At 48.7% G+C, this 22603-nt stretch carries 20 protein-coding genes; 9 read left to right on the top strand and 11 right to left on the bottom strand.

Annotated features, from left to right (window positions below; all coding sequences use genetic code 11):
• Positions 1-11: 11 nt before the first annotated feature.
• The 3 genes from ACYZZ0_RS13015 to brnQ form a co-directional block, all read right to left on the bottom strand.
• Positions 12-1568: an inactive transglutaminase family protein gene (locus ACYZZ0_RS13015; RefSeq protein ID WP_461537068.1), complete on the bottom strand. Its 1557-nt coding sequence runs from the start codon at positions 1566-1568 to the stop codon at positions 12-14.
• A gap of 125 nt (positions 1569-1693) precedes the next feature.
• Positions 1694-2899 (bottom strand): ATP-dependent zinc protease family protein, encoded by a 1206-nt coding sequence (locus tag ACYZZ0_RS13020; RefSeq protein WP_461537069.1) that lies wholly within the window; start codon positions 2897-2899, stop codon positions 1694-1696.
• A gap of 101 nt (positions 2900-3000) precedes the next feature.
• Positions 3001-4335, bottom strand: coding sequence for a branched-chain amino acid transport system II carrier protein (gene brnQ / locus ACYZZ0_RS13025; protein ID WP_461537070.1), 1335 nt, complete (start codon positions 4333-4335; stop codon positions 3001-3003).
• A 277-nt stretch (positions 4336-4612) separates the two neighbouring features.
• On the opposite strand from brnQ, the gene ACYZZ0_RS13030 reads away from it, so the two are divergent.
• From ACYZZ0_RS13030 to ACYZZ0_RS13055, 6 genes are all read left to right on the top strand, one after another.
• A complete protein-coding gene (locus tag ACYZZ0_RS13030; RefSeq protein WP_461537071.1) occupies positions 4613-6007 on the top strand; it encodes a Na+/H+ antiporter NhaC family protein in 1395 nt (464 codons plus the stop codon).
• A 176-nt stretch (positions 6008-6183) separates the two neighbouring features.
• Positions 6184-7656 (top strand): pyruvate kinase, encoded by a 1473-nt coding sequence (gene pyk / locus ACYZZ0_RS13035; protein ID WP_461537072.1) that lies wholly within the window; start codon positions 6184-6186, stop codon positions 7654-7656.
• 177 nt (positions 7657-7833) lie between these two features.
• The gene (locus tag ACYZZ0_RS13040; RefSeq protein WP_461537073.1) at positions 7834-8145 is read left to right on the top strand and encodes a BolA family protein; all 312 of its coding nucleotides are present in this window, start codon (positions 7834-7836) and stop codon (positions 8143-8145) included.
• Between the two features lie 34 nt (positions 8146-8179).
• The gene (locus ACYZZ0_RS13045; RefSeq protein WP_461537074.1) at positions 8180-8650 is read left to right on the top strand and encodes a hypothetical protein; all 471 of its coding nucleotides are present in this window, start codon (positions 8180-8182) and stop codon (positions 8648-8650) included.
• Positions 8651-8737: 87 nt separating this feature from the next.
• Positions 8738-9445 carry a pseudouridine synthase gene (locus ACYZZ0_RS13050; protein ID WP_461537075.1) on the top strand — a complete coding sequence of 236 codons (708 nt, stop codon included), beginning with the start codon at positions 8738-8740 and terminating at the stop codon, positions 9443-9445.
• Between the two features lie 33 nt (positions 9446-9478).
• A complete protein-coding gene (locus ACYZZ0_RS13055; protein ID WP_461537076.1) occupies positions 9479-9700 on the top strand; it encodes a VF530 family protein in 222 nt (73 codons plus the stop codon).
• A gap of 83 nt (positions 9701-9783) precedes the next feature.
• Here ACYZZ0_RS13055 and ACYZZ0_RS13060 read toward each other — a convergent pair whose 3' ends face one another.
• Positions 9784-10413 carry a phosphoadenosine phosphosulfate reductase domain-containing protein gene (locus ACYZZ0_RS13060; protein ID WP_461537077.1) on the bottom strand — a complete coding sequence of 210 codons (630 nt, stop codon included), beginning with the start codon at positions 10411-10413 and terminating at the stop codon, positions 9784-9786.
• A 137-nt stretch (positions 10414-10550) separates the two neighbouring features.
• On the opposite strand from ACYZZ0_RS13060, the gene ACYZZ0_RS13065 reads away from it, so the two are divergent.
• Complete coding sequence (locus tag ACYZZ0_RS13065; protein WP_461537078.1) at positions 10551-11102, top strand: PepSY domain-containing protein; 552 nt, start codon at positions 10551-10553, stop codon at positions 11100-11102.
• Positions 11103-11204: 102 nt separating this feature from the next.
• Here the strand turns inward: ACYZZ0_RS13065 and ACYZZ0_RS13070 are convergent, their stop codons facing one another.
• From ACYZZ0_RS13070 to ACYZZ0_RS13095, 6 genes are all read right to left on the bottom strand, one after another.
• The gene (locus tag ACYZZ0_RS13070; RefSeq protein WP_461537079.1) at positions 11205-12125 is read right to left on the bottom strand and encodes a 1-aminocyclopropane-1-carboxylate deaminase/D-cysteine desulfhydrase; all 921 of its coding nucleotides are present in this window, start codon (positions 12123-12125) and stop codon (positions 11205-11207) included.
• Between the two features lie 13 nt (positions 12126-12138).
• Positions 12139-12756, bottom strand: coding sequence for a LysE family translocator (locus ACYZZ0_RS13075; protein WP_461537080.1), 618 nt, complete (start codon positions 12754-12756; stop codon positions 12139-12141).
• Between the two features lie 172 nt (positions 12757-12928).
• Positions 12929-13543 (bottom strand): LysE family translocator, encoded by a 615-nt coding sequence (locus tag ACYZZ0_RS13080; protein ID WP_461537081.1) that lies wholly within the window; start codon positions 13541-13543, stop codon positions 12929-12931.
• Between the two features lie 223 nt (positions 13544-13766).
• Positions 13767-16559 carry a hypothetical protein gene (locus tag ACYZZ0_RS13085; RefSeq protein ID WP_461537082.1) on the bottom strand — a complete coding sequence of 931 codons (2793 nt, stop codon included), beginning with the start codon at positions 16557-16559 and terminating at the stop codon, positions 13767-13769.
• A gap of 330 nt (positions 16560-16889) precedes the next feature.
• On the bottom strand, positions 16890-17705 hold the full coding sequence (locus ACYZZ0_RS13090; RefSeq protein WP_461537083.1) for a sterol desaturase family protein: 816 nt from the start codon (positions 17703-17705) through the stop codon (positions 16890-16892).
• Positions 17695-18123: an SRPBCC family protein gene (locus ACYZZ0_RS13095; RefSeq protein WP_461537084.1), complete on the bottom strand. Its 429-nt coding sequence runs from the start codon at positions 18121-18123 to the stop codon at positions 17695-17697. The genes ACYZZ0_RS13090 and ACYZZ0_RS13095 overlap by 11 nt, the downstream gene beginning before the upstream one ends.
• Positions 18124-18223: 100 nt before the next feature.
• On the opposite strand from ACYZZ0_RS13095, the gene ACYZZ0_RS13100 reads away from it, so the two are divergent.
• Complete coding sequence (locus ACYZZ0_RS13100) at positions 18224-18466, top strand: type II toxin-antitoxin system RelB/DinJ family antitoxin (protein WP_461537085.1); 243 nt, start codon at positions 18224-18226, stop codon at positions 18464-18466.
• A 16-nt stretch (positions 18467-18482) separates the two neighbouring features.
• Here the strand turns inward: ACYZZ0_RS13100 and ACYZZ0_RS13105 are convergent, their stop codons facing one another.
• Positions 18483-20270, bottom strand: coding sequence for a hypothetical protein (locus ACYZZ0_RS13105; RefSeq protein ID WP_461537086.1), 1788 nt, complete (start codon positions 20268-20270; stop codon positions 18483-18485).
• A gap of 396 nt (positions 20271-20666) precedes the next feature.
• Between ACYZZ0_RS13105 and ACYZZ0_RS13110 the strand changes: the two genes are divergently transcribed.
• Positions 20667-22379: a hypothetical protein gene (locus tag ACYZZ0_RS13110; RefSeq protein WP_461537087.1), complete on the top strand. Its 1713-nt coding sequence runs from the start codon at positions 20667-20669 to the stop codon at positions 22377-22379.
• The last annotated feature ends 224 nt before the right edge of the window (positions 22380-22603 follow it).

Below are 22603 nucleotides of genomic sequence, written 5' to 3' on the forward strand. Positions count from 1 at the left end.
GGCATACCCTCTCAATATTCTGCAGGATGTTGTAAAGGCTTGCCGATCAGGGATCGGAACCGCTTTAGTTCCAGCAGGCGATAGCCGGTGTACTGACCCAATAGTAAGGTGGCCGCCAGAACCAACATCAGCAACTCCGGGAAGTTAAACGTCAGGTATTCAACATGCCGGTTGGTCATCAACAGATAGCTCAGGGAAGCAACCAGCAGGCTGCCAAAGCCTTCGATAAACACATCCCTCGGGCCTTCTTCTTCCCATAGAATGGACATCCGCTCGATGGTCCACGCCAGAATAATCATCGGGAAAAATGTCACGGTTAAAGCCTGGGTAATTCCCAGCTTCCAGCTGAGAATACTCATGGTGACCATAATGCCCACCACCATAATCACAACGGAGCCCAGCCGGGCAACCAGCAGCATATTGAGCCGGCTCAGAATAAATCTTAACCACAGCCCGACAGTGACAACGGTAATAAAAATTACCAGACCGGGCAGCCAGCGAGTTTGCAGAAAGGCAACGGCAATTAACACGGGCATAAAGGTTCCAGAGGTACGCAGCCCGACCAACACCCGCATTACCAGCACAACAAGAATACCGATAGGCACCAGCAGAATGGTCTTAAATGCGTTCTGTTCTTCCAGTGGCAGGCTGTAAATGGAAAAGTCCACCATGCTGATACCGCTGGCGGCTTCTTCCAGCGCCAGCTGCTTGGTAGGAATGGGCTGGGATATCATCGAAAACTCGACCCGGGAATGGGATCCTCCCATAACGTCCAGCAGTGACTTTCCACCTCGTTGCCACAGGAAAAAATTATCCGGTGCACCGGATGCGGCAGTATCGGGATTAAACAGGATCCAGTGCCAGCCGTTCCAGATTTCCACCATATCCACAATCGGTTGTTTACGACGACCGTCTTCAAGTTGCAGGCCTCGTACCATACGGGCATGAATGCCTTCCTGATGCAAAAGATCCAGTATCAGTTGTACTTTGTCATTGCGGCTGGTGAGGTTGCCCAGCAGCATATTGGTATTCTGATCCGGGTCGACGGAGTTGAGTTCCTGCAGCAGGGTGCCGGTGAAGCTTTCATTATCAGATGACTTCTCCCTAATTGTTGCGAGTAATGTTTTGGCTGCAGTGCTATAGGGCTCAGTCAGTACCGGGGTGTCAGGTTTATCTGATGCGGGCTCGTCTGCAGCTTTGGTCAGGTGCTCTGGCTCAAGCCTTAGTTGAATCCGGTAAAACAGGGTTTGCCGCTCTTCAGCCTGACGAATACTCCATACGGCCTGTCGTTGGCTGCCCTGTTTTTTGACATTGATGCCATAACCGGGCGAGGAAAAGAACTCATCCAGAACAATGGCTCCGTCCTGTGCTGCCGGCAGGGTCAGAATCGCCTGTGCCGGTCCGTCTTCAGCGTCAAAGTTGATTTGGGCTTCCAGTGTCCATACCGGACTGTGTCGACCGGGCAGAAGAGGAAAGCCCAGCGTCATATGCTTGTAAAGCGTCAAACCGAGACCGGCTACCGTCAGCAGTATAACGACCAGTGCCAGTTGAGTGCGGGCGGTATTCATTATGTTTCCTGTGAGCAATTAAGGTGTACCGGCAGCATGCTGCCGGTATGGCAATGAGGTGTTGGTCAACTGCTACTGGGAAACAATAGTCAGTTTGAAGTCATGAGGCTGCGAGATATTGAAAACTAGTGCAGATAAATGAGATGGGCTCGTTGTTTGAAAATATCGGTTAGATAAGGCTGACTGACATCTACGAGTGCCCGGTTCTCCAGAAATTCATAACCCAGCAGTATCGGATGATCGTATTCGCTGCGGTCACGCAGGGTGAACTCGGTTTTACGGGACACTGAACCCACCCGGGTTTGCAGCTCAATCACTAATCGGTGATCCCAGTCGGCACCGTGGCGCTTGATTTTTACCCGTCGTTTAACCGGGACTTCCAGTTTTATCATCGGGTTGTTGGCGGTTGGCCCGGGTAACTCAAATCGCACCCAGTGTTTATTGTCACGTTTAAATCGCTGGATATTCCGGGCATCCAGTGATGATGTTTTGGCGCCGGTATCAATTCGGGCATCAAAACGCAGGTTTTGAGTTGGAAGAAATACCGGCTCCACACTACCGAAAATAGTATCTCTTTTTACCCTGACCGGCTGTTGGATTATTTCCGGGCTTTTGGGCGGTTTTTTATCGACTGCGATCTTGAGCGTCACGTCTTGCTGCTTTAACAGCTTTGGTTCAGCGATATGGTGCTGGCCGGAATCAATAATGGCCAGATCCTTAAGAAAGGTACGCCCAATAATTAACGGGTATTCATACTGCCTGCGGTTGGTCAGGCTGAATTCCTGTTTCTGGGTAATATCACCAACCCTGACGGTCAACAATACTACCGGACGCTGAATGGCTTTGAGGCCGGGGCGCTTGATATACACAATACGCTCGAGCGGTCTTTCCAGCGTCTTGTGACCTTCATGAGCCCGGTTGATATCAAATCGAACCCACTTTTTCCCATCCCGCTCGAAACGCTGGATATTACGGGCATCCAGTGATGAGCCTTCTGCTCCGGTATCCATTTTTGCTTTCATGCTCAGCCTGGCATCGAGCAAGTAACCGGTCTCGGTAATGCCCAGTACAATCTTGTCGTTTATTCGGGCAGGAATCTGTTCTATTCGCCGGGTGATGGTGACCTTTTTAATTTGTTGTTGTGAAGATAGGCCTGAAGCTGCATTGTTCATATCAGGCTGAACACTGACTGAAGATGAATCGGGTGCAGGCTGTTCTGCCGTAGTAACAGCAGGCTTTGATGGCTTGGAGGTAGAGATCGCAGGGGACTGGCACCCGGCCAGCAGAACTGAGAGGAGCAAAGACACAAGCCAGAATTGACGATGATGCATTAATCTTCCGGTGATACAGGGCAGAACAAAAGCTCTGAAACAGTAGGAACACTGTTTCAGAGCTGCTGTGGCAGGAATTCTAATATATTCGCCGTAGATGTTTATATACGGGGACTTAGCGGTAATGTCAGGCGTACAATCAGAGCGCCGGCGATTGTTATCGCAGTACAGGCCAGTGTTGGCACAATCCAGCCCATATGATGTCCGAAGCCTGGCAAGTAGCTGAAGGGTGTCAATAAAGCAGACTGCTGTAACCCCGGCAGAGCAACCTGAAGTCCGTCGACCAGACCGACCACAAAAACGGTTGCCAGTGTCAGCCGGCTGGTGACTACAGGAGAAGGTAGCCAGTCCCGTACCAGCGCCAGAATGATCAGAACTATCGAGACCGGATAGAATGTCAGCAATACCGGAATAAACAGTTCAATCAGATCATTCAGGCCAAGATTGGCAAACATCAGTGAGCTGACGCTGATCAGGGTGACATACACCTTATAGGGGATAGCTGGCTTGAGGCTTTCAAAATATTCTGAAACTGCAGTAATCAAACCTATCGCTGTAGTCAGACAGGCCAGTGTGACTATGCCGGACAACAGCAAAATACCGCCCTTACCAAAGGTATGATCAACAAAGGTGGATAACACCTGTCCGCCATTCTCTGGATTCGGTATCAGTACATGGCTGGTGGCTCCCAGGTAAAACTGGGAGATATAGACCAGAGACATGCCGATAGCTGCAATAACACCGGCCCGAATGGTATAGCGGGTCAGAGCCTGACGGCTGCTGATACCATGGGAACGCAGGTTGGTGATAATCACCATGCCAAACAGCAGTGAAGCCAGGGTGTCCATGGTCATATAACCATCAACGAAACCCTTGATAAAGGCGTCACTTTGGTATTCTGCCGAAGGTGCGGGGATCGGTCCGGGCGGAGCCACCAGAGGGGTGATGCCCAGAATCAGCAGAAGCAGCACCAGTATTGGTGTCATCCACTCACCGATGCTTTCCATCAGTTTGCCCGGGCGTAGTGACAGATACCAGGCCAGAGAGATAAATACCAGAGTGTAGACCAGCTGGGCTCCATCATGATTACCGGTAAAAGGCACCAGACCTATTTCGTAGGCTACGACACAGGTTCGTGGAATACCATAAAGAGGGCCGAGAATGAGATAGATACTGCAGCCCATCAGTGTAATCATCGCCCGGGGCAGATCGCGGGAGATATCGTTGAAGCCACCACCGACGCGGGCCATGGCAATAATACCGGTCAGCGGCAGGCCAACACCGGTTATCAGGAATCCCGCAGCGGTAATCCAGAGTTCAGTACCGGCTTCCAGACCGGCCAGTACAGGGAAAATCAGGTTGCCAGCACCCAAATACATTGCAAATGTCATAAACCCCATTGCCAGCATCTGCTGCCACGATAATCGGTCTTTCATGATTACTGCCCGTTTATTCAGAGATAGAAATGACCTGCCTGTCAGACAGTATTGGACAGAATTCCGAATTCCGATAGCGCACGAGTGCCAGAAAACGTCGCAGATCCGTCTGTTCAGAGGGTATACATAAAAGCTGACAGTAAATACTAACAGTAGTTCCAGCTGCGAAGCGGGCTTGTGGGGGTTTATGAGTAGGCTACTCTGTTCAGATCATGAGGAAAATCTGAACATAGCAGAGTCAGAGCTGTCCTATTTAAAACCACAGCAAAAAATGTACATGTTGTCCGGTTCAAACAAAAAGCCTCCTTTACCCGAAGTTGTCAGACAAGAAATGGATCACACACTTTCAGTTCAGTCACCCCGGCTTTCAGCCCTCTTGCCGCTGCTGCTGTTTCTGCTGATATTTGTTGGCAGCGGGCTGTATTACACCCTTCAGGGCGTTGAGTTTGCCTTTTACCAGGTCAAGGCTCCTGTTGCGGCTTTACCGGCCGTGTTGCTGGCTTTGCTGGCAGGCCAGTATTCCTTTAATGAAAAACTACGGGTGTTTGTGCAGGGTATTGGCGACGGCGGCATTATCACCATGTGTCTGGTGTTTCTGCTGGCAGGGGCCTTTTCTTCCGTGATGCAGGCGATTGGCGGGGTTGAGTCCACAATTAACTGTGGTCTGAGCATTATTCCCTCGAGCTTTGTTTTGCCCGGACTGTTTGTGATTGCAGCCTTTATTTCGACATCCATGGGTACTTCCATGGGAACCATTGCAGCCGTTGCGCCTATTGCGGTGGGATTTGCCGGGGCAACCAGTCTGACTCCTGCGCTGACAGTGGGCGCAGTGGTTGGCGGTGCCATGTTCGGTGATAACCTGTCGGTTATCTCGGATACCACCATTGCCGCAACCCGCACCCAGGGCTGTGCCATGCGGGACAAGTTCAAACAGAATGCCCGGGTGGCAATTCCTGCCGGATTATTAACATTACTGCTGCTGTTCACCCTGGGGCAGGGGGCCGAGGTGCCGCCGGTTGAGCCCTGGCAGTTTGCCCGGGTATTGCCCTATCTGGTGGTGCTGATACTGGCCCTGACCGGACTGAATGTTCTGTTGGTATTGTCTGCCGGTATTGTGCTGGCGGGTATGACCGGTATTGCGGTAGCACCCGCCTATACGCTGGCAAGCTGGGCAGATGATATCTATCAAGGATTTGGCAACATGCAGGAGATTATGATTCTGTCGATGTTTATTGGCGGAATCGCTGCTGTGATGCAGGCGCAGGGTGGACTGGAGTGGATCAGCCGGCTGGTGAGCCGGTTTATGAACTATTGTCGTTTGAGTGGCCGCAAGGGCGGAGGTCTGGCCATTGGTTTGCTGGTTTCGCTCTGTAACCTGTTTACTGCCAACAATACTGTTGCCATCATAATCAGTGGTAGCGTTGCCCGGGATATTGCCCGGCGCAATGAGGTATCCCCCCAGACCAGTGCCAGTGTGCTGGATATATTTTCCTGCGTTGTTCAGGGGGTGATTCCTTATGGGGCCCAGATTTTGCTGGCGGGTTCGATTGCAGGATTGTCTCCGCTGCAATTGTCAGGGCAGATCTGGTACTGCTGGGTACTTGCAGCGGGAGGCCTGCTGATGATTCTGATGGACAAGAGTGACCGCAACAGCAAAGATTTTGAAGGTTAACGTTTGAACGTTCTGTGTGAAATCTGGCTCTTAACAGGTTTTGTATAAGACTTTTGCTGATTTTGTATAAGTGTTTTTATAAGTTTGTTTAAAGTTTATAAAGAGTGTCATTGAATCCTCATCTTTTGCTGCTGCTATGAATATGATCCTCCTGCTGAATGTAACTGTCAGGGGGAATGACTCAGGAATTTTTCAAGGAACCGGAATTTATGGCTTATCGGCGTACCAAAATTGTTGCCACTCTCGGACCGGCAACAGACAGTCCGGAAGCACTGGAAGATTTGATCAAGGCTGGCGTTGACCTGGTTCGCATCAACTTTTCCCATGGCGACAGGGATGACCATATCCGCCGGGTTCGGCAGGTTAGAGAAACGGCTGATCGGGTGGGCAGAACGGTTGCAGTCATGGGTGACCTGCAAGGCCCCAAAATTCGAATTGCCCGCTTTAAAGACAAGAGTATTGAGCTGGCGGAAAATGACAGTTTTATTCTGGATGCGCAGCTGGAAAGTGATGCGGGTACACAAGCATGTGTCGGCATTGATTACAAGCAGCTGCCGAATGATTGTCAGTCAGGTGACGTGCTATTGCTTGATGATGGACGTATATCCCTGAAGGTTGAAGAGGTTGAGGATAGCAGGGTGCATTGCCGGGTTATCAACGGTGGCATACTGAGTAATAACAAAGGCATTAATCGCCAGGGCGGCGGACTCAGTGCTCCGGCGCTGACCGATAAGGACCGGCAGGATATTGTGCTGGCTGCCGAAATGGACGTGGATTATCTGGCGGTCTCTTTTCCCCGTGAGCCAGCCGATATCGAACTGGCACGGGAGCTGCTGCAACAGGCCGGTGGCAAGGCCTCCATGGTGGCCAAAATTGAACGAGCCGAACTGGTTCAGGATTGTGAGCTGATGGAAGGCGTCATTCGTGCTTCCAATGCTGTTATGGTGGCTCGTGGTGACCTCGGCGTTGAAATCGGTGATGCTGAACTGATCGGTGTGCAGAAGCGGATTATCTCGCTGGCCCGACACCTGAATCGTCCGGTTATTACTGCGACCCAGATGATGGAGTCAATGATTCACAACAGTCAGCCTACTCGGGCGGAAGTCTTTGACGTGGCCAATGCCGTGCTTGATGGTACTGATGCGGTCATGCTGTCGGCAGAAACAGCCACAGGTTCCAATCCGGATCGAGTGGTCGAAGCAATGGCCAATATCTGTCGTGGTGCTGAAAAACAGCCGGGTGCCAAGGTGTCCCGACACCGGATGGAGTTTACCTTTAGCCGCAGCGATGAAACCATTGCTATGGCCACTATGTACGCTGCCAACCATCTGCAGGGTGTAAAAGCCATTATCTGTTTGACCGAATCCGGCTCAACACCGCTCTGGATGTCTCGTATTGATTCCGGGTTGCCGATCTATGCCCTGTGCCGTTCGGAAAAAAGCCGGCGCCGGGTGGCACTTTATCGTGGTGTATCCTCCGCGCTGTTTGACCCGTTTGAATGGAAGGACGGAACGGAAGTCAACCGTAAGGCGATAGAGCTGTTGTTGGCAGATGGTGTGGTTAAATCGGGTGATCGTGTGGTTATGACCAAGGGCGATACCCTGGCTGTTGTCGGTGAAACCAACACCCTGAAAATACTCACCGTCTAAATCTCCTTTACAGCGATTAACAAGCCCGGTGTTAAAGATAATGCCGGGCTTTTTGTATCTGATGCAGAACTAAAGTTTCAGGTACAGCGAGAACAAGAAAACAGGGTATAAAGCTGAGATAACGTACCAGCTGATGTATTATTATGGCTATTGGCAGGGTTTGACTGGCTGGATGATATGAGTATACAGAACAAGATTGAAGAGAAGCTGAAGCAGGCAATGGAGCTGTCCTATCTCAGCGTTGAAAATGAAAGTCATATGCATAATGTACCACCGGGCTCCGAGTCTCATTTCAAGGTGGTACTGGTAAGCGAGGAGTTCGAAGGCAAGCTGCCGGTAAAGCGTCACCAGAGTGTATACCGGGTTCTTTGTGATGAAATGCAGGGTGCTGTGCATGCGCTGGCACTGCACACTTACACGCCTTCAGAATGGCAGAGCCGGCAGGGTGTTGCCGTAGCATCACCGGATTGCCAGGGTGGCGGCCACTAAACTCGGGAATTGGTAAACCAGGATTTAGTAATTAATGTGTGGCGGTGTTTCTTTCAGGGCTGATGGCAAGGTCATCAAGACTTTCTTTCCCAATCCCAAAGCCAGATTACCGGTAAAGGGGCGTGATGGTCAGCTGATCATGTTGCCCTGGGGACGGCGGGAGAATCAGGCGGGAGGCGCACCGCAAGGTGGCTGGGCCCGACTGGAATCAATTCATGAAGGTCGCTGGGAGAAATACCGGCCGCAGCCAGTCAAGATTGTGGTTGATGCCTTTATGGAAAAGGATGACAAGGGCCTCAGTCACTGGTTTGATATACTGCCCGGGCAGTATATTCAGGGGCTGGTTGCAACGGATGGCGTATTTACCCGGCTGTATGTTGTGACAACCGAAGATGAAAAGAGCTGTCATATCTCTGGTCGCTGGCCGCGTATTGTCGGTACGCCGGAACCCGGTGCTGTGGCATTTTCGGAATCAAAACCATCTCCTCAAAGTGATCTGTTCTAGTTTTTAACCTCCATTAGTCTGAATCTCTTTTTATTATGGTGAAAGCACCTGCAGAGTTTTCGCCTGCAGTTACCTTTAAGTCTTATCATGCAATCAAAACGTACGCGACTGGATCGCTTTATCAGTAAAAAAACCGGGATCAGTCGCGGGTCATTACGCCCTCTGTTCGCCAAGGGAATGGTATCCGTTGATGGTGTAGTAAACCGGGATACCCAGTATGTGATTGATGAGTTTTCCAAAGTCAGCTTCGACGGTGAAGAGCTTCAGAACAATACACCTGTCTATATCATGATGCATAAGCCCGCGGGTGTAGTCAGCGCTACAAAGGATGAGCAGCATAAAACGGTTATCGACTTACTGGAGCGGCCAGACAAGAACACATTACATATCGCTGGCCGACTTGATCTGCACTCTTCAGGCTTACTGCTATTGACCAATGACAGCCGCTGGTCAAGCAGACTGACTTTACCCGAGAAGAAGGTCCGTAAGGTCTATCGGGTAACACTGGCCAACCCCCTTACTGACGCGTATATCGAGGCTTTTGCCAAAGGAATGTACTTCGGCTTTGAGGATATTACGACTCGCCCTGCTCAACTGAAAATACTTTCAGAGTATGTTGCTGAAGTAACACTGGAAGAAGGGCGCTACCATCAGATCAAGAGAATGTTTGGCCGCTTTCGTAACCCGGTAGTGAAACTGCATCGATTGTCTGTGGGTAATCTGGTGCTGGACGACAGTTTGCCTGAAGGACAAAGCAGGGAACTGAGTGAGTATGAAGTCTGCCATATCAGTTAGAATGCTGTGGCATTATGTATTTGCAGGATAGTTATGAGTCAGGAACAACCGAATAACCCGTTGCATGGTATTACACTGGAGCGGGTGGTTACCGAGCTGGTTGAGATGTATGGCTGGGATGAACTGGGCGACAGGATTAATATCCGTTGCTTCAACTACGACCCCTCAATCAAGTCCAGTCTGAAATTTCTGCGCAGAACCCCCTGGGCCAGAAAACAGGTTGAAGATCTGTATATTGCTTCAATCAGTAAATAATACTTGCCGCATATTTCTGTAAAACAGATCTATGCGGCACTTTCACCATTAATCAGGCCAACCCTTTTAAGGGAAGCAAGTCGTTAACGGGATGTATGTAGCCCGCACTCGCGGTTTCCCAGCACCTTGGTTGGATCGTAGTAATCTTCTTCGATTGGCAGATCGTTCTCTACCAGAAACTCTTCCAGATCCAGTTCAGTCCAGTGGAACAGCGGAGCAACACGCAATACGTTGTCGCTGGTTTCAGTCAGGATATCCAGATTCTGACGGAAAGCGGTCTGGTCCTTGCGAATAGCGGTCAACCAGATCGCCGGTTGTTCGGCTTCCATTGCGCGCTGGAACGGTTCCAGTTTGACCTGACGGGTAAACTCGTCGTGTTCTGGAGTATCCACCTCAGGTACACCACCCATGGTGGCGTCACGATAGGCGCGGCTGTATTCGGGGTGGTAGACCCGGATATTCAGGTCCAGCTGTTTGATCAGCTTTTCAGCAAATTTGTAGGTTGCGGCAGTGCCGTAGCCGGAATCGATCCAGACTACCGGAATATCGGGTCGGACTTCAGTGCAAAGTTTAAGTATTGCAGCTTCATGAGGACCAAAATTGGTGGTCACAAGGGTTTTCTGATCCAGAGACAGTGCCCAGCGAATAATTTCACGGGGATGTTGCCCGGCAAGTTCTATATTAAGTTCATTCAAATTCAGGTTGAGGGTCATGCTTGTTGTACTTTCGTGTTTATAGGCCTGCAATGGGCACAGCATAGGGGCAGCGCAATACCCATGCAATATGCTCAGGAATAACTTATTTTTATGTGCTTATGCTTTTTAATATTGAATCATTTGAGGAGGGTAAAATGACGAGCCTGAATGCAGCAAGGCTCATGCTAGGGCTGGTGCTTATTGCACTGCTTCTGGTGAGCCGGACCTACGCCCATGATTCAGCGGAAGATACTCTGGTCTGGGTTGCCATGAAACAGGCATCGCTGGGCATCAAGGAGGCAATCAACAAGGCAAAAGTGGAACAGCCGGGGCGAATCATCAAATTTGAAGCCGATGATGAAGATGGCAATCTGGTTTATGAGTTCAAGTTGCTGGATAACAAACTGGAAAATGAGCATGAACTCAAGATCGATGCCAACAGTGGCAAGGTACTTTCCCATGAACGGGAACCGGCAGAGAAGTGGATGAAAAGACTGCAGTCGCAGGACTTTTTCAAAACCACCCTGAATATGTCAGAAGCGATTGATGCCGCCAACAAGGTCAAGCCCGGCATGGTTATAGAGGCTAAAATGAAGATCAAGATGGGTGTGCAGATTTATGTGATGGACATAATCAGCGAAGGTCGGCGACTGCAGGTTTTGATTGATGCCCGCAGTGGTGAAGTTATTCCGGCTGTCCGGCGTTGATCCCGCGTTGAAAAGAAATAAATATCTATGGATAGAAACTAGCCCTGTTTATGGCAGGGCTATTTATATTCAGGTCAGATTCAGGCAGCTAATAAAGATGAATCAGTGTTGTATTCCCCTTCTTCCCTGCAAGCCTCCGGTATGAACAAGTAGAATGCGCTGAATATTGTTTGCCGTCAGCATGGCCTGTTTCTGTTTCAGAGCATTGACCATTTTTCCGGTATAAACCTGATCAAGGGGGATTCCCGTGTCCTGTTCAAATTCATCAATAGTTTGCAGCAGCTCCGGGGAGACCTTGCCATACCCGCCACAGTGATAGTCAGTTTCAAGTACCCAGTTATTCAACGAGCCACCAGAATAGTGCCTGATATCATCGCGCAGAAAATCTGCACCCTTGAGTACTGCAACACCTCGAACCTGTGTGTCAGGGGAGGCTGAGCGGGCTATACCGGATAATGTTGCTCCCGTACCACAGGCCAGCCAGATTTCTTGATAGTCACGGGCATCGATATTGCCGGCAGCCAGAATATCCTCACAACCACTAATGCCCAGATCACCCGATCCTCCTTCCGGAGCGATCAGTACCTGATCTGATGGCAGTCGTAACTGTTGCAGTAATCGCTGTTGAAATTCTGGAGTATGTTTGTGCCGGTAATCAGCTCGGCTAACAAAATGTAATCGCATCCCCCAGGCTTCAGCATCCTGCAGTGTGGCTGATAACTTTTCCGGTCTTTCGCCACGAATCACACCGATCGTTTTAAAACCCAGATGTTTTCCGGCAGCAGCTAGGGCATGAATATGGTTCGACCAGGCGCCGCCAAAGCTGAGCAGGGTTGAAAGTCCGAGGCGCTCTGCCTGCTGCAGATGACCTTTAAGCTTGTACCATTTATTGCCACTGATTTGCGGATGGAGCTGATCCAGCCGCAGCATATCCACCTGTATATTTGAGCCGGCCAGCCAGCGCAGATTCAATTGATTGACTTCTACCCGGGCATTCAGCAGTTGTTTCAGTGTGACTGTCATATTCTTAATTCAATCAGAGCGTCAGTATTCTGAGTGCGACAGCAAGCAACACTACCCCGAAGATTCGGTTAATCAGCCGCTCGTGACGTTTCAGTGCCGGTAAAATGCTGCCATGCCCGGCAATAGCCACAATCAGGACATACCACATTACGCCGCAGATTGTCGGGATCAGAGCTATTAAAATCCGTGTTACCAGAGTAGTGGACTCGGGGGGCACAATCTGGCTGAAGAGGGCCAGCAGGAACACGGCAATCTTGGGATTTAAAAATGAAATCAGAAAACCATCCAGCGCGGCCTGTTGCAGCGACAGTTGTCGTAAAGTCTCACCATTCACTGCTTCCGATGAAGGTGCTGCCGTTATTGTCTGGTACCCCAGCCAAAGCAAATAGGCAGCACCACACCAGGTTATGACCGTGAATAACCAGCGTGTTTCGGTAATAACAACTGCAATACCGGTCACAACCAGAAAAGCATAAAGGCCTATCCCGGCAGCATGGGCAACCGCTGTCACCATGCCATGTCGTCGGGAGCCCTGCACGGTATTTTTCATAACCGCTGCCAGACTCGGCCCCGGGGACATGGCTCCAACAAAACAAACCGCAAGCAGGGATATCCATGATGACGTTGGCATGGAGCAGTTCTTGGTTATTACCAACAGGGAAAGAGAGTAGGGAGTATAGCGTTTTACTTGAGAACGGTTTTATTTCAAAAAGCGTTAAACTCTTGTCAGCAAATTATCACGCAGTCCGTTCCGGACAAGTACAAAACTGTTCCGGAACGGCTTGTTATGAATGCCTACAGGATTAAAACATCAGAATCCTGAGGGCAACGGCAAGCAGCAGCACACCGCAAATGCGGTTAATCAGCAGGGCCTTGCGTCTCAGAACCGGCAAGATGCTGCCATGTCCGGCAACAGCCGCAATCAGCAAGTACCACAGGCCATCGCACAGCGTTGCCAGCAGTGCCATTAAGAGCTGAGTATTCAGAGTGGACTCTCGCGTTACAAACTGGCTGAACAGCGCCAGAAAGAACACCGCGATCTTGGGGTTCAAAAAAGAAATCAGGAAACCGTCCAATGCTGCCTGGGGCAGTGATAAGTGTTGAGCGTTGTTCTGATCACCTGTTACAGGAGAAGAGCTGGATGTTAAAGACTTGTAGCCAAGCCAGGCCAGATAAGCCGCACCGCCCCAGGTCATGATTTTAAACAGCCAAGGTGTCTCAGTAATAACAACGGCAATACCGGCTGCTACCAGAAAGGCATACAGACCAATCCCCGCGGCGTGGGATACTGCAGTTACCATACCATGCAGTCTTGATCCCTGAATGGTGCTTTTCATAACAGCGGCCAGACTGGGGCCGGGAGAAACTGCGCCAAGGAGACAAACGGCCAGCAGGGAAAGCCAGGATGAGACAGACATGAAAGTTTACTTCTTCGAATTCAAAAATTTGGAGAAGTATAACCATACAAGAGACAAAAACGACATAATCAACAGCGGTGTCATTCAGGAAGCTGGATCGTAAAAAGCTACAGGTATGTTGATATCTGATAGCTAAAATGGAGAAGGAAACAAAGAGAGGGAAGTACTATGGACGATGTTTAGCTCAACTACCGCCCATAATACTTTTTATACCCGAAGTGCGTTAGATACCTATGCGTTGTACCCAGTTCGGGCCTAAAAACTCACGTATCATTTCAATTACGGCTTCTTTTTGCTCAAGCTCAATATATCGCGTTAGCTTAGAGAGCTGTTCTGGTGTCAGGAGATTTCCAGCCTTGTCTTTCACGATGCCATATGCTTTGTTAATTACAACGTCACACATATCGTCCTGATCCTGGTGAGCATCAGTAGAATACTCGATATAATCAGCAAATAAAGTAAATGCCACTGCAGGGTTTATTGTTTCAAGACCTCGCTGTAAGTGACCTGCCCTATTGTATATCCTTCGTTTTTTGGCCTCAGCAATCATCCGATCAAACTTCCAGCAAAGGTAATCTTTGTGCAAGGCTTCCAGTTCGTCATAACGGGTATTGAACTCGGCAGGATCCTCTATTTCATCCAGTACTTGAGACTGTTCAAATGAAATTAAGTTATCCCTTACCGAATTAGTAACTTTGGTTCGAAGACGGAGGATTTCGTCAGGCAGTGCCTCTTCATAGGGCTTGAACTCATCAAATAATCCCATACCGCCATCTCCCATAGCGTCGTGATCCATGGTAGAAAGGAAAATCAGATAATTTTCAAGCCATATATAGACATCCCTTGGATCTTGCGCTGGTTTCTTAAGGAGTTTTTGTGTATAGGCACAAAGTCTGCTATCTATATCTCTTGGCAGTGTAATCAGCCCAGTTTGCTGCATAGCCAGCAGTATAGGGGCAAGGTCAAATTTATTTGTAAATATGCCAGCCTGTCGGTACTTTTTCAGAGGACGTAAGTGTCTTCGTAACTGTCTGGCTTCATCATCACTTGTATCATCTTCACTTTCTTGATCCAGGTCATCATCAAAATCACCATTCTTCACTTTTACAACAATTTGCTGCCCACGTGATGGATGAGTAAGAAAACCCAAAAGCTGGCTGATTTGAGTATCAGGTGTCATTGCATGCGGATCAAGGATACCTGAGCTTGTGAAAATTTGAGGGATTACTGACAGAGGCACTGTAAGAACTCCCCTGTCCAGTAGTCCGAAATTAAAGATTTCATGATCATCCCCGGTGGTAGGGGACAGGTTGTAGTTGTGGCTGCAGAGTATGCGCTCTGGTGAAGACCCACCCAGCCAGGCAAGTGCTGCAAGTTGGCAGGGCATGGTAGCAGCATTCTGACAAAATCCGTCGACTCCCGCTTTAAACATATTTTCAGGGTAGAGACGGTGTACCGTGACAACAGTGTCATATCCTCTTTGGGCTGACCCTGATGCTGTTCTGATGATTGACAATACTTCAACGCGCTCCCCTGGCATCATGCCTGTCATGGCAAAGTCAAAAGGTTGGTGAGAGCCATCATCTTTTAGAACACAGGGCATGGTTTCCAGACCATCCACTCTGTATATAAATGAGTCAGACAGGTGATGATCAGCTGATTTATCTTGTTTTAGCTGAATGTTGAATGGCTGAAAAACACCAGCTATCGCAGTTTCTATACGGCAGTTGTCTGACCCAATCCAGGTGCCGGGATGAAGTCTCAGCTGTGAGAAGTTGATATTCGTCGGTAATGACTGCATGTGAACCATCAGGCGGCATGATTGAATATTGCCCAGCATTTCCTGAATATTGGGAGCGTTCGGTATTTGCAATACTTGCAGGTCAGCAGCTGATACAAGACCATAATCGATAAATCCAACAGTTTGAGGTTCTGCTGTTTTCTTGGTGTCACCTCTTTTTAAAGTGAAATAGGGAGCCAGATCATGTTCATCAACAGCTTTGAGAAGGTTTTTTGTGCCTGATGTGATGATATAGGTATGATCTGGTCTTCTTCCTGCCCTGATTTCAACCGGTGCTGTTTCAAGTACATTGAATGTTTTTGTCGGCGAAACTGTGGCTTTTGATGGCTGTGTGTATACTGATAAAGATTTGGCACACGCACCGCCTCCTTTAGTTGTTGCTATTGCTGATGCTCTGGCAAGACTGCTACCCGAGAAATCCTCTGCAGCATGCTCCAGGAAGCACTCTTCCATATGTGGAAAATAAGGAGCAAGGGCAAGGTCACAATGAGTTCTTGTTCTGGGATCATCCATAATATTAAACATGGCACCTGCCGGGCAGGTAGGGCTTTCAATCATATGTCCATAGTACAGGGTTTCAAGAAAGTCATAGTCAAAGAGATATACACTGGTGGGATCCTGAGGGTCTGTGACTTGGACAGGTTGGCCTACAGGAAACCTTGTGGTATTTGTCAGATTATTATGTGCAAGCCAGGCGCGTAATAACCCCAGTCTTACCAGCTTTACATCGGTGACTTCATGGCAACAGGCTGTCGTGTTAGGAATCATAGCCTGAGCTGTTTGTATCTGTTCCAGAAGTTTGTCTGCTGAGAACTTTTCAGGGAATGCATACTCCTTCCTTGGGAGTTTACCCTCTGCCAGAAAAAACAACCCTTTACAGGTATTGTCGCCCACCACATAAACGGTCTTGTTGTTGTAGGTGTAACTTCTATTCAGGTTAGTCAGATCGTATATGTTGAAGGACTGATGCAGCTCTTCTGAAACTTCTCTTGAAGCAGCGTTTACATGCATATTACTGTCAGATGGCCTGATGGAACCACCGGGGATTCTCCATACACCGGTACGCTGATCAAAAACAATAACTGCAAACAGTTCTTTTTGGTAAGCAGGTGCATGCTGTTGAGTTGTCAGCAGCAATATAGAGCCTTTTCCCGGATGTGCTTCTGCAACAACGGCAAGGAAAAATACTAACAGAATACATATACGCCTGATCATTAAAATCATCCTTGTTCTAATGCTTTGGTATGATATCTAACATGTTGATATTGCTAGATATTGCTTATTTAAAAAATCTATTTTGTTTTCAGACATTCAATGGCAGCGTGAGTTCACTAAATAGGCTGTAATGTAGACAAAGGTATGAATAGAAATCATTGGTTGAAATTATTTGGCAACAACGCTTTTTTTGTTTTTTTAGGATAAACAAGCGGTATTTTGGATAATAAATAATAAAAATTGTTCACTATGGAGCATCAATACAATGGGTATGCGGGGCATGTTCGGCCAGATCGTAGAACATGCCTGATCCATATTTTTTATAGATTCTTATGCTTTTTCGTGTGAGGGAGGGCCAAACAGAATCCATGCTTTAGCTCTTATCCCCTTTGCCTCATGGTATTTACGAAACATAAAGCGCCACTGGTGAAAGATCATATTGAACAGGTTTTTCCTTTCCATTTTACCGACGATGCCATAACGGCAAGGCTCATTCTGTTGCTCAGGTTCAAAAGTGCCGAATAGCCGGTCCCAGATAATCAAAACACCGGCAAAGTTTTTATCAATGTACTGCGGGTTAGTAGCATGGTGAACCCGGTGGTGGGAGGGTACATTAAAGATAAGATCAATCACCGGAATTCGCCGGGTATATTCGGTATGCACAAAAAACTGGAAAGCCAGGTTGGTGGCAACAATAGCAATTACAATTTTCGGATCAAACCCGACCAGAATCATCGGTGTCCAGAATAACCACATTCCGGCGACCGGATACATCAGGCTTTGTCTGAAAGCAGTACTGAAATTCATCAAATCAGAACTGTGGTGTACTACATGAGCTGCCCATAACCAGTGCACCCGGTGCGAACAGCGGTGGAACCAGTAATACAGGAAATCCTGTAGCAGAAAGGCGCCCAGCAAGGTTTGCCAGTTCAGGGCAATATCAAACAGCCGGAACTGGTAAAGCCAGTAGAACAACGGCATCAGTAACAACAGGGAAAGTGCTTCAACACCCTGGTAACTGGCAGCCAGAAATGCATTATTCAGACTGTCACGAATCGCGTAGCGTTTACGCTGGTGAAAATACTCCAGTGCAATGCCTAAAAAGAAAACCGGAGCAAAGGCCAGCTGAATCAGTTCAATCGGCATGGTAATACCTCCGCAGATTTTTCATGGCGGCCTTGATATCTTTGCTGATCACCCAGCCAACGATTCGGGTTGGAATCCAGTTGGCTGATTCACCGTTGATACAGTAATGAATCTCTGTACCTTCAGGGCGAGGGGTGAACTGAATATGACCCTGGTGCCCGACAAGTGGCCCGGGACCTTCAATACAGTAAACAATGCCCTGATGGCTGGCTGAGACGATACGCTCCCTGAACTTGTTGCCCCGGGTTGATACCTGCCGTAAAGCACCTTTGCCTCCTTCAGGCTCGCTGGGCTCAGCAGGTTCTAGGAGGCGAAAGCGGGCATTGAAAAAACGGGATAAATGCTCGTGATTCAGCAGTTCTTCCAGCAGTGCCGCAGGGCTGGCGCTGATCACTGTTCGAATATCTACAAGCTTCATGGTTGTTATTATTTTTATTGAGCTTAACGCACGATAACGACTCTGCAGTCAGGGTTCAAATATTTTGCCCTTTACCTTGCTGCTGCTATCTTGCACAGTCATGCATGTCAGACACCTGCAAAAGCAGTCAGATAAGGATAAAGGCATTACCATGGCAAAAGAGACAACAGTCCGGGCCCGTATTGATATCGAACTGAAAACGGAAGCGGAAGAGATTTTGCATCAGCTGGGGCTGACCACCTCTCAGGCGATCAATCTTTATTTTTCCCAGATTGTGCTACAGCGGGGGCTGCCTTTTGGTATCAACTTGCCTGGCTCTGAAGAAAAAGATCCGGCAGAGTAACCCAGTGTCATGAAATTCAAGTGTTGGGTGCTTTGAAAGGGCTTTGAGTGTTGGGTTTGACAACAAGTGCTTCTGTTTCATCCCGAATAACATCAAGATCAGTGATAGAAACCTCATCTATTGAATCGCAGGAATCAGCGGCTTCCACATCAAGAATTGCCTTGTGCTTCCTGCGCTTTTTGCACTTTTTTTTGCAGGCGTTAACAATGGGATCGAACACAGCTACCAGGCTGGGACCATGAGAAGCATTAAAAAGGAAGCCGCTGATACCTGCCAGCGTGCTTATAGAAATGACTTGCAGATGATTAAACTCAAAGCAGTTATCACTGGTCATTCTGTATATCAGTATGACCAGCGTATTGCCTAAATAGAGGGTTGCTGCAGAAACGCCAAGTATATGAGCGCCAACAGTTTTACAACTAACAGGTTGGTGTTTCTGACAGGTGACTCTGTCCCAGCCAAACTGCAGAGTGGAACCGACGGTGTCAGCGCCATGCTGGGCTGCGGTAAGTCCCTTTGAGGTCATTGCCAGCCAGGTTCCTGCCTGAAGAATAACATAGCCTGCAGTATTACCTGCGCTCAGACAGTTGTAATCGGCATTATGGCTGACTCTTAAAACAAACCAGGAGACGGTGCTGGAATCAGTCATGATATAGGCAGCAGATCCAGATGCGCAGCATAATAACAAACCGATATTTCCCACTACAGCTGCGGTAGATTTTTGGCTTTTCTTATCTTCCTTATAGAGGTGCATCAACAGGGGTTCATGATAGGAACCCTCTTCAGGGAGCATATCCAGTGTGTTAAGTATTCGATATTGGGTGGATTTAACACAAAACCAGCGTGCAGCAGCTTGTGCGATTGTCTGATTCTCAACTGAAACTAGGTTGTCAAAGATATCATGTCTGGAAGCTACTGCTTCCTCGCTCTGATCATCCCATGCATACTCAGTAGCAAGAACTCTTTCGACGATAACAGGGCCAAGTTCTACTGTGCGTTCCAGAATATCTCTGGTTTCGGGGTTTTGACCTCTTAATCTGTAAGACAGTTTGTGCAGGGATACGAGAAGTACAGCCGTCAGGCATCCAGCCATTGTGAGTCCTGCCACGCCTCCCAGGCCATAACCCAACCACGCCACAGACGCGGGAAGTAGCTGTACAAATGCTTCAACCGTCATAGTACCGTCAATCAAGGCCGCAAGGGCTGCATAACTGATACCACAGATACATAACCAGCTTTGATACCCTTCCTGCTTGAGGTTACGAATCGCATAAGCCGCAACCATATTGCTGCTGACCCAGGAGCCAATAGCCAGCGTCCAGCTTACCAATTGGGCAGGGGCTTCACCCCACCCATGCTGGTCATGGAGGATGATGTAACCAGCCGAGGCGGCAGCCAGCTTGTTGATACCGCCACCGACGGCGGCAACCTTGGGCAATACTGCGCGTAGTAAAGTGTGATGCTGTCTTTTTTCGGGTGGAATATGATCGCGCATTTCTTCAACCAGCCCGGATACAGCGTTGATAACAGCAGCATCATCTGACCCAAGCTGTTCAGATTGGTCCCGGGTCAAACCGTTCTCGAGAAGTAACTTTACGACCTCTCCATCATTGCTTAAATCGTCATAATCATCACAGCATTTTTTTCTACAGCAACAAGTGAAAGCATATGCGACACAGCTGGCGCCGGCTTTAACGCCTGTCCATGGCAGCGTTACCCAAAAATAGTAATCAATTGCTGCAGCCCGAAGCGGGAACAGTAACAAGATAGAGAACATAGCCAGCACGCAGGTTTTGCGCGTCATACGTCACCCTGAAGTAAAGAGCATATGAAGGGATCTATGGCATGCTTATGGTCATGTTTTCAGTAATGACAGAAAAAAGGCTGGTGGATGGTTTGGTGGGCAATCATCCGGAAACTCCGCCGTGCTTGCAGGATATAGTGACTGGTCATTCATGACATCAGATTTGTAGTTGGTTATTTATGCTGGCTAGTGTAGTCCGCTTTTAACCTCGTAACATGTTGAATATTCTGGAAATATGTCAGGCATTCTGGACGCTGAATTTCCACTTCAATGCCGGGTGGGTAATTACTGAAAAAACATAATAACCGGCGTCCTTATGATTCAAAATTGTTACTGATGTTTCATTTAGGGTGTCTATGCTAAAGCTTTTCAGGTATTAAAAACCAAGAGGCTCAGGTGAAGTACTGTTTCCTGCCGACTCTTAAAATACTGCTTGTTGTGCTGCTGTTTTCCGGCTTTCAGGCTTCGGCTTCTCCCAATACGGCTATTGCCCCCATGGCATTGCTGCAGCAACACGTTGTGGTTGAAGCGCTGCTGGGAATGGAAGGGCGGAAGGAGCAACCTGTTACCTCTGTTGCGGGTGATCTGCAGTCCCGGCGTCTGGTAGCCCCCTGGAATAATATCTATGTATCCGAGCGGCTGCAGGCGGTTCGAAGCCGGTTTGAGCAATATCTGGAGTATGAGTGCCCGGCCAGCTATGACGAGCCGCTGCAGGATAAACACTATATTCTGGCTAACGGCCTGCCGCTGCTGCAAAAGCAGATCAATGAGTGGCGGCAGCAGGTAAACTGGGACTTCTTCAGCGACCAGTTCGACCCCGGTCGGCGGGTTGTCATTGTCGATGCCTGTAATGTTCACCGCTTCCCCTGTGCAGACCTGATGAGCAAACAGCTGGATCAAACCAGTAATGTGGCATCCGATAACAAGAATATTGAAGATTACTGGTTTGCCGGGCAGCCCGCTTATATTGTGGCGGCAACCCGTGACCGACAGTGGCTGTTATTAATGGGAGCGATGCAGGAGGCTCAGGGCTGGGTTCACTGCCGTCATGCGGCATCAGTATCCGCAGAGCAATGTGAACAACTGGCCAAGTCTCCCGCGCTGTTACAACAGGGGCTTTCAGGTCGTTGTGAAGCGCTGAACTTTGATAGCTACTTTCAGGCGGGCACCTTGCTGATACAGAATCCATCAGGCTATCAGGGGTTACTGAAAAAAGTGGCTCCGGCAGAGCGGGCCAGACATTCCTTTGATTTGTATCCGGCACAGTTTGCTGATATTGAACTTTATGACTCGGCTGGTAAAACGTTGCCGGAAGTTGCTGTTCGGTTGCCACTCTCCAAGACAGCGGACAAGCAAAATCAGGCCATGTTTATCCAGTTGCTCTGGCCATTACTGGGCAAGGACTTTGCCTGGGGCGGCTGGCAGCTGCAGGATCAGACCCGACTCTCGTTCGACACCTCCAAATTTATTCAGATGTCGATGCGGTTGTGTGCCGGTGTCGAGATTCCCAGAGATTCCCAGGGGATTCTGGGCGGCCAGGGCGATGAGTTGTTTGATCTGGACTATGGCGTCGGGATTATCAGATCGTACTACTTAGACGATCAAAGCAAGCGCATTATTGCCTCAGCCCTTAATGAAGAAACTATCGGGGAATATGCTTTTAACGAGCTAACAACAGAAATAAAGCATAGCTCCAAGCTACGTCCGTTATCTTCATCAGCAACAGCACAGATCCAGTGCCGTCAGCAGATTATTGCCCTGATTATGGAGCTGGGTAAAACCGGTGATATTTTTGGCTTTCCTCCGGGCGGAGAGTTTATCTATCTCGGACATACGACAAAGGCTGCCATCGAACAGCAGGCAGTGTCCCAAAATATCGATCAGCCTAGAGTCAATGAATTTTTTCCACATCAGCAGAATGATGAACCAGTACTGTTATTTGCCGGTTGTCAGTTAGGTGGTTCTACACCTGGTGAAAATCTCTGGAGTATTACCGGATGCTCACATGTTTTTGGGGTTTCTGCCGAGAGTCCGTATTACGGTAAGTGGCTGGATCGAATGGTTCATTTGGTGCGGCCTTTTAAAAAGACAAAATTTGACCTCAACTGAGATCGTTCAAATTGTGGTTGCTCTCGGAGAAATGGTTTAAGAGCGGCCACAATTTATGAGGTTTATACTTTAACTCAGGCTAAGGATGCGGTGCCCCACCGCACTTTTTTGGCACTTGTTCGCGGTAACAACCAAATAGGTATTCTCTTTAGATACAGGAATACCAATGTGCTGATAGAGTTCATCTGATGTTTCGTAGATGTACTCAACTCCCCATTCCCACG

The sequence above is a fragment of the Spongorhabdus nitratireducens genome (assembly GCA_947387575.1).
In the GTDB taxonomy this organism is placed as follows: Bacteria; Pseudomonadota; Gammaproteobacteria; order Pseudomonadales; family Endozoicomonadaceae; genus CANDOC01.